The 7025-nt window shown below is 37.2% G+C and carries 5 protein-coding genes; 4 read left to right on the top strand and 1 reads right to left on the bottom strand.

All coding sequences use genetic code 11. The features are described from left to right. From tamL to E1171_RS11425, 3 genes are all read left to right on the top strand, one after another. Window positions 1–2080 (top strand): translocation and assembly module lipoprotein TamL (gene tamL / locus E1171_RS11435; protein ID WP_155206139.1); only part of this gene is annotated, 2080 nt, incomplete at its 5' end. Between the two features lie 430 nt (window positions 2081–2510). After that, a complete protein-coding gene (locus E1171_RS11430; protein ID WP_155206138.1) occupies window positions 2511–4184 on the top strand; it encodes a DEAD/DEAH box helicase in 1674 nt (557 codons plus the stop codon). A gap of 159 nt (window positions 4185–4343) precedes the next feature. Next, a complete protein-coding gene (locus E1171_RS11425) occupies window positions 4344–5048 on the top strand; it encodes a 16S rRNA (uracil(1498)-N(3))-methyltransferase (protein ID WP_155206137.1) in 705 nt (234 codons plus the stop codon). 7 nt (window positions 5049–5055) lie between these two features. Here E1171_RS11425 and E1171_RS11420 read toward each other — a convergent pair whose 3' ends face one another. Then, complete coding sequence (locus E1171_RS11420) at window positions 5056–5625, bottom strand: hypothetical protein (RefSeq protein ID WP_155206136.1); 570 nt, start codon at window positions 5623–5625, stop codon at window positions 5056–5058. Window positions 5626–5787: 162 nt separating this feature from the next. Between E1171_RS11420 and E1171_RS11415 the strand changes: the two genes are divergently transcribed. Further along, window positions 5788–7020, top strand: coding sequence for a nucleoside recognition domain-containing protein (locus E1171_RS11415; protein WP_155206135.1), 1233 nt, complete (start codon window positions 5788–5790; stop codon window positions 7018–7020). Window positions 7021–7025: the final 5 nt, after the last annotated feature.

Here is a 7025-nt window from a genome sequence, read left to right as displayed (position 1 = left end):
TAGAAAACTTGCAAAATACGATAAGTTCCAGCAGGAGGGAAATCTTTTAATGCAATGGGGAGAACCGTTGGCAATTTACAACCCCACAGAAACGGAACTAACCCGGCAGCAAATTACCAGCTATATGAAATCGAAGGGCTATTTTAATGCATTAGTCGATTTTGAGGTAAAGGAATCAAAGAGTGAGGTGGAGGTTACTTACAATGTTCATGAAGGTCCTCCCTATATTTTAAACAAAGTTTATTACACATCTGAAGATCAAAAAGTGTTGGACATTGCTCAAAAGGACAGCACAAGTTCCCTTCTCAAGGTTGGAGAAAATTACAATCAGGCTCTTCTTTCAAAAGAAAGGGAGAGATTAGAACACCTTCTTCAAAATAAAGGTTACTATGGTTTTTCAAGGAAATATATTGATTTTACAGTTTATTATGATAGTATTTCAGTAGATAGCAACCCCATTACCGTTGAAACGCGGATATCAAGCCCAATTGATAAAAAGGAACATTCCGTTTTTCAAATTGATTCTGTTGAATTTATTACTGACATCGGAGTAAAAAGTGAGGGTAGGGAACGAAAAACTAAGTTTTATAATGGAATAAACTTTAAATACTACGACCGGCAGTACTCAGAGAAAATATTAGCCCAAAGGGTTTATAATAAAGCAGGTGAACTTTATAGTCGGGAAAAAAACCTTCAAACCCAACTGCAATTGGGTAATCTGGATATGTTCGGTGTGAATGTGTTTCAGGACACAACTGGAGGTCAAATGATCACTAAAATATATGCCACTCCCTATCCAAAATTTCAGTGGACTAATGAATTAGGTTTTAATGTAAAGGAGGATGTAAAGACACCGGGACCATTTTATAATATGACCTTTAAAGATCGAAATCTTTTTAAAGGAATGGAAGTTTTAGCCTTAAACTTTTATGGAGGTATCAATAATGTCATTTTAAACATAGATGATACAGATCCAGATCCAGATAAAAGTAAAAGTAAAAGAAATTTTGCGGAGGTTGAAATAGGAACTAACCTTTCATTAAGTTTCCCTCAATTTATTTTTCCTTTTGGAAACCGTTTTCAACGCCTGTTGGGAAACACCAACCCAAGAACATCTTTGTCTGTAGGGTACGATTATCTAAAACGGTCTGATCGGGAAAGAACAAATTTTAACACTGCTTTGGTGTACAGTTGGCAAAAGCCTAATAAATTTTATTCTTTGCGGCTGGCAGATATTAATTTGATATTATCAGATTGGACTGATGAATTTAGGGAAACTTTGGAAAGCTTTAGTCCCAGTCTAAAAAGTTCCTTTAATCCCTCATTTGTGAGTAGTGCAATCTTTACTGCTACCTATAATTTTAAAGATTCTAAATCGGGCCGTGACAAGTCTTACCTTAAAATTCAAGCAGAAAATGGAGGGAGTATTTTGAACCTTACCGGTACAGGACTTCTTGAACGGGCAGGACTAGAACATTATCAATTTTTTCGATTTAATACCGACTATAGGGCTACTCTTCCCACCTCACAAAAAAGTGAATTGGCTTATAAAATCAACTTTGGTATAGCCCAACCATACGGAGGAGGAAGTAAAACCGATGAGGGTTTAAAAGCCCTTCCATATGATAAATACTTTTTTGCCGGAGGTAGCTATGGAATCCGAGCTTGGTCACCAAGACGTCTAGGCCCGGGGTCCTATAAAGCGCCAGATCTATATAATTATGAGCAATTTGGAGAATTATTACTAGAAAGCAGTATAGAATTTAGGCACCCCTTATTCGGTTTTCTAGAAGGTGCATTTTTTGTAGATGCAGGGAACATTTGGATGATATCAGAAGATAATAGGGAGGGTTCTCAATTTAAATTTGATAAATTTTATAAACAAATTGCAGTGGGGGCTGGATACGGTATTCGTGTGGATCTTTCTTTTTTAATGCTTCGGTTTGATATAGCCACCAAGCTTATAGATCCTTCTGGCAGGTTTAGCTGGAAAGACATTAATATTAAAAAGCCATTTGGTATAAAAGTAGGTCAAGAAAATCAAACTCTAATAAATTTTGGTATTGGATATCCTTTCTAATTGGAATTGTAAAGGAGGTCTTTGTATTCCTTCCCTCATGTTCATAACCCTACCAAGATGAAAAGGGAAAAATGATAAGTTTGTCCCTAAACTTTTTTTGCTCCTTTATAGAACTATTTCCCCAAACAATAAACAAATAACTGAATAATTGTTTCCTGATGGATAGATGAGCAATTAATGTAGCTGTGTTTAGCAGAAATATTCCATATTCAACAGGAAATTGATCAGGAATCAACTTTCTTCCTTTAAAAATTGTAATAAATACCTATCTTTGCAGTTCTTTTTGCATGAGTTGTGGAAAGTGGGACATAACCACAAAGGAAATTGTATATTCAGGCCTTTTAAAAATAACCAAATTAAACCTTTCCGTCAGTTTAAGTCTCCTATGTTTCATCGCTCAAATGCTATTAACACATACTAAATAGAATTAATGAAGACATTGAAATTTGAGGAACTGTTTTTGTCAGATGAAATCATGCAGGCAGTTGAAGAAATGGGATTTGAAGAAGCATCTCCAATCCAAACCGCTGCCATCCCTTTGTTAAAAGAGGGACATGATGTTGTTGGACAAGCACAGACGGGTACAGGAAAAACGGCGGCTTTTAGTATTCCAGCGATCGAAGGAATTGACACAGGCTTAAATGAAACACAGGTATTGGTGCTATGCCCTACACGTGAGTTAGCCCTCCAGGTGTGCAACGAAATTAAGAAGCTTTCTAAATATAGAAGAGGAATAAAATCTCTTGCGATTTATGGAGGTGACCCTATCGAAAAACAAATTCGGTCTCTTAAAAGAGGGGTTCACATTGTTGCGGGAACACCAGGTAGAGTAATTGATCACCTAAATCGAAAGACCCTAGATTTGAGTGCCACTCAGATGATAGTTTTGGATGAGGCAGATGAAATGCTGGACATGGGTTTTAGGGAGGATATCGAAAAGATCATGAATCAAATGCCAGAGGAGCGGCAAACGGTTTTCTTTTCAGCTACCATGCCACCTCCGATCATGAAACTTACTGAAAAATATCAGTATGAGCCAAAGGTCATCAAAGTGGTCAAAAAGGAATTAACTGTAGACCGGATTGAACAAAATTACTTTGAGGTAAGGCCAAATGATAAAACAGAGGCTATGTGTCGGTTGATCGACGTTCACGGCCTTCAATTGATGTTAGTCTTCTGTAATACCAAAAGAATGGTAGACCAGGTGACCGAAGAATTACAGTCTAGAAGTTTTGCTGCAGAAGCCTTGCATGGGGATATGAGTCAGTCACAGCGAAATCGGGTAATGAGTAAGTTCCGAAATGGAAGTTTAAATATATTAGTTGCTACAGATGTTGCAGCCCGCGGTATTGATGTGAATGGAGTGGACGGTGTCTTCAACTATGATCTTCCGCAGGATGCTGAATTCTATGTACATAGAATTGGTAGAACCGGACGAGCTGGCCGCTCAGGTAAAGCTTTTTCCCTTGTGAGTGGACGAGATAAAAGTAAACTTTGGGAAATCGAGCGAATCACCAAAAGTAGAATTCAGAAAGCTCTGGTTCCTTCCGGTACGGCAATGATTGAGATCAAGCGATTGAAATTTATGGAAAAATTGCAGATCCTCCTTGCTGAAGAGGAGCTTGAAGGGTTTGACTCCATGATTGATCAATTGTTGGAAAACAATAGTTCAACAGAAGTTCTTGCCGCCTTAATGAAACTCCATTTAGGAAAAGAAGAACCGCTTTCAGATCTGAATGCCTCATCAGGAAGAGGTCGAGAAAGAGGGAATAGAGATAGAGATAGAGGGAGAAGAAATGATCGCTCCCCAAGGTCAGGCAGAAATGGTCGTGAGCGAAATGGACGAAGAAATAGAAACGAATCCATGGCCCGATTATTCATTAATCAGGGTAGAAATGCCAATATCAGCCCTAAGGATATCGTAGGAGCCATTTCTGGAGAAACGGGAGTTCCTGGTTATTCTATAGGGGAAATCGAAATCTTTCCAAGATTCTCTTATGTGGAAGTTCCAAAAAACGATGCCAGCAAGGTAATTGATATTATGAGTTCCAATACCATTAAAGGGCAGCGTGTTAATTTGGAATTAGCCAAAGATTTAGTTTAAGGACCTTTTTAAGGTTTGTTAGAGATTACGAATAGCGAAAATCAAATATAAATACTGTTTGATTTTTCCTTTTGAAATGATCTATATTCTCTTTTAATAAAATAAAAGTCCGGCATAAATAATTTTGCCGGACTTCGTTATTTAAAAAAAGCCTCGATAATGCAAATCTTTTATCAACCATTAGTTGCACAAGGTGTAAATTATTTGGAAGAAGAAGAATCCCGTCATGCCGTTAAAGTATTGAGGTTAAAGGAAGGGGCTTCAATTACTTTGATTGATGGTTTGGGAGGTTTATATGAGGCGATCATCACCAAGGCCAACCACAGAAAATGTGAATTTGAAGTAATAAAAAAGGAACAGGACAGTGATAAAAGGCCTTATTATATTCATATCGCCATTGCTCCCACTAAAAACATTGATCGATTGGAATGGTTCGTTGAAAAATCGGTAGAATTCGGAGTTGATGAAATTAGTCTCTTGCTCTGTGAGCATTCTGAAAGAAAGACCGTAAAAAACGATCGACTACTGCGCAAGGCTATCAGTGCCAGCAAACAATCCCTAAAGACATGGGTTCCAAAAATCAATCCCTCACAAAAGTTTAACGATTTTATTGATAATCTCTCTGATGATCAACAACGTATGATTGCTTACGTTGATCATAACATTCCTCAACACCTTAAGGAGAAAGCATTAAATAATAAAAAGTATTGTATTTTAATTGGTCCTGAAGGAGATTTTAGCCCATCTGAAATAGAAAAAGCCTTTAATAAAGGCTTTGAAGCAATAAGTCTGGGAAAAAGTCGGCTAAGAACCGAAACCGCTGGGGTAGCGGCTTGTCATATCCTTAACCTTATTAATGAATAAAAAAGGCTTATAATGATAATGCCTGGTATTCTTCTTTTACAGTAATTCCTTCCTTTAACCTCAATTTTGTATCTTCTCCCTCTTTATAAAACTCAAAGGCAGGAAAAGTAAAAATGAGATGCTGTGAAGTAATTTCCTCAATCGTAAAAGTTACCTTTAAATCGGAATTGTTAAGCAAATCAAAAGTCAATTGATTAGCTGTTTCCAAAGTATTTATAGGGGCTTCTACATCCCATGTGCCGTACAAACTATCCAGCCCTGAAGTTAATTCATTAAAGAATTCATCTTCATTATCGGGTTTATTGGGCAACTCAAAAAGAATGTCTTTCCTTTCATCTACGGCAGTATCTGCAAAATTTAACAAAGCACCAGTCTCCTCTTCACTAAACTCAACCAACTGACCGTTTTCTTCTCTGCTAACCCTTTGCCAGGTTTTAACATCATTAACAGATAACATATAGTCTATATTCTCGGTGGTGAATGGCTTTGGTACATTTAAATCGACCCCATCATCTTTACAAGAATACAGCAACACCAAAGAGAAAAAAATACAGGTAAGGGAAAAAAGCTTTTTCATAAAAGAAAATTCTCAAAAATATTCGATAAACCAATTGGTCAATTAAAACGCATAGTTGCAGGAAATATTTCAAAAATTCAAGTTCGAATACGAAGAAGATTTCAATAAATTCAACTATTTTTCTGAAGTTTTACCTATTGCTTACCGTAGTCTACATTTTTTATGGTTCTTAATTACATTTGGGTGGGGTTCTTTTTAATTGCCTTTCTTATTGCCCTATTAAGATTAATTTTTCTAAATGACCTGGATATTTTTCCCGCTTTGGTGGAATCTACTTTTGAAATGGCAAAAATCGGCTTTGACATTTCACTTTATTTAACAGGAGTTATGGCCCTATGGTTAGGCATGATGAGAATAGGAGAAAAAGGAGGGGCTATTCAAGGGATGTACAAAGTTGTAGGTCCATTTTTTCGGAAATTGTTTCCTGAAGTCCCAGCTCACCACCCGGTAATGGGGTCCATCTTAATGAATTTTTCCGCCAACATATTGGGATTAGATAATGCGGCTACTCCTTTAGGCTTAAAAGCTATGGAAGGTTTACAAGAGTTAAATCCGCATAAGGAAACTGCCTCCAATGCCCAGATCATGTTTTTAGTTTTAAATACCTCTGCATTAACTATTCTTCCTATTAGTGTCATGGTATTACGTGCACAGGCTGGAGCCGCCGATCCCACAGATATCTTTATTCCTACTTTATTGGCCACTTTCTTTTCTACACTGGCAGGATTAATAAGTGTTTCCATTTACCAACGGATCAATCTTTTGGATAAAACTATCTTGCTTTATTTAGGATCTTTGACTTTAGGGATAGCTTTAATCATTTGGTATTTTTCCGGTTTACCGCAGGAGAAGATGGCCACTGTTTCTAAGGTTGCGAGTAATGTTATTTTATTTTCCATTATAATAATTTTCATCTCTTTAGCACTTCGGAAAAGAGTTAATGTCTATGAAACTTTTATTGAAGGGGCAAAGGAAGGTTTTGGGGTTGCTATTAAAATTATTCCCTATTTAGTGGCCATGTTGGTGGGTATTGGTGTTTTCCGTACATCTGGAGCCCTAGATTATGTTGTTGAAGGCATAGGATATGTCTTTCATTTAGCAGGTGTTAACACAGATTTTGTTCCTGCCCTTCCAACAGCTTTAATGAAACCACTTAGTGGTAGTGGGGCTCGAGGAATGATGGTGGAAGCCATGAATACCTATACTCCAGATTCTTTTGTGGGCAGGTTGGTGAGTGTAATGCAAGGCTCCACAGAAACTACCTTTTATGTGTTAGCAGTCTATTTCGGTTCAGTTAGTATTCGTAAAAGTCGATACGCTCTTACCTGTGGATTAATAGCTGACTTTAGTGGGATGATCGCTGCTATATTAATAAGTTATCTTTTTTTCCATTAAGAAAA

Origin of the sequence: Xanthovirga aplysinae (genome assembly GCF_009711365.1) — a bacterium.
In the GTDB taxonomy this organism is placed as follows: Bacteria; Bacteroidota; Bacteroidia; order Cytophagales; family Cyclobacteriaceae; genus Xanthovirga; species Xanthovirga aplysinae.
Note: the sequence above shows the minus strand (reverse complement) of the source record. Positions and strands in the feature narration are given on the sequence as shown.

Bases quoted from the DNA above. Each gene is read 5' to 3' on its own strand.
- E1171_RS11430 (WP_155206138.1), top strand. From the start codon at position 2,511: ATGAAGACATTGAAATTTGAGGAACTGTTTTTGTCAGATGAAATCATG.
- E1171_RS11425 (WP_155206137.1), top strand. From the start codon at position 4,344: ATGCAAATCTTTTATCAACCATTAGTTGCACAAGGTGTAAATTATTTG.
- E1171_RS11420 (WP_155206136.1), bottom strand. From the start codon at position 5,625: ATGAAAAAGCTTTTTTCCCTTACCTGTATTTTTTTCTCTTTGGTGTTG.
- E1171_RS11415 (WP_155206135.1), top strand. From the start codon at position 5,788: ATGGTTCTTAATTACATTTGGGTGGGGTTCTTTTTAATTGCCTTTCTT.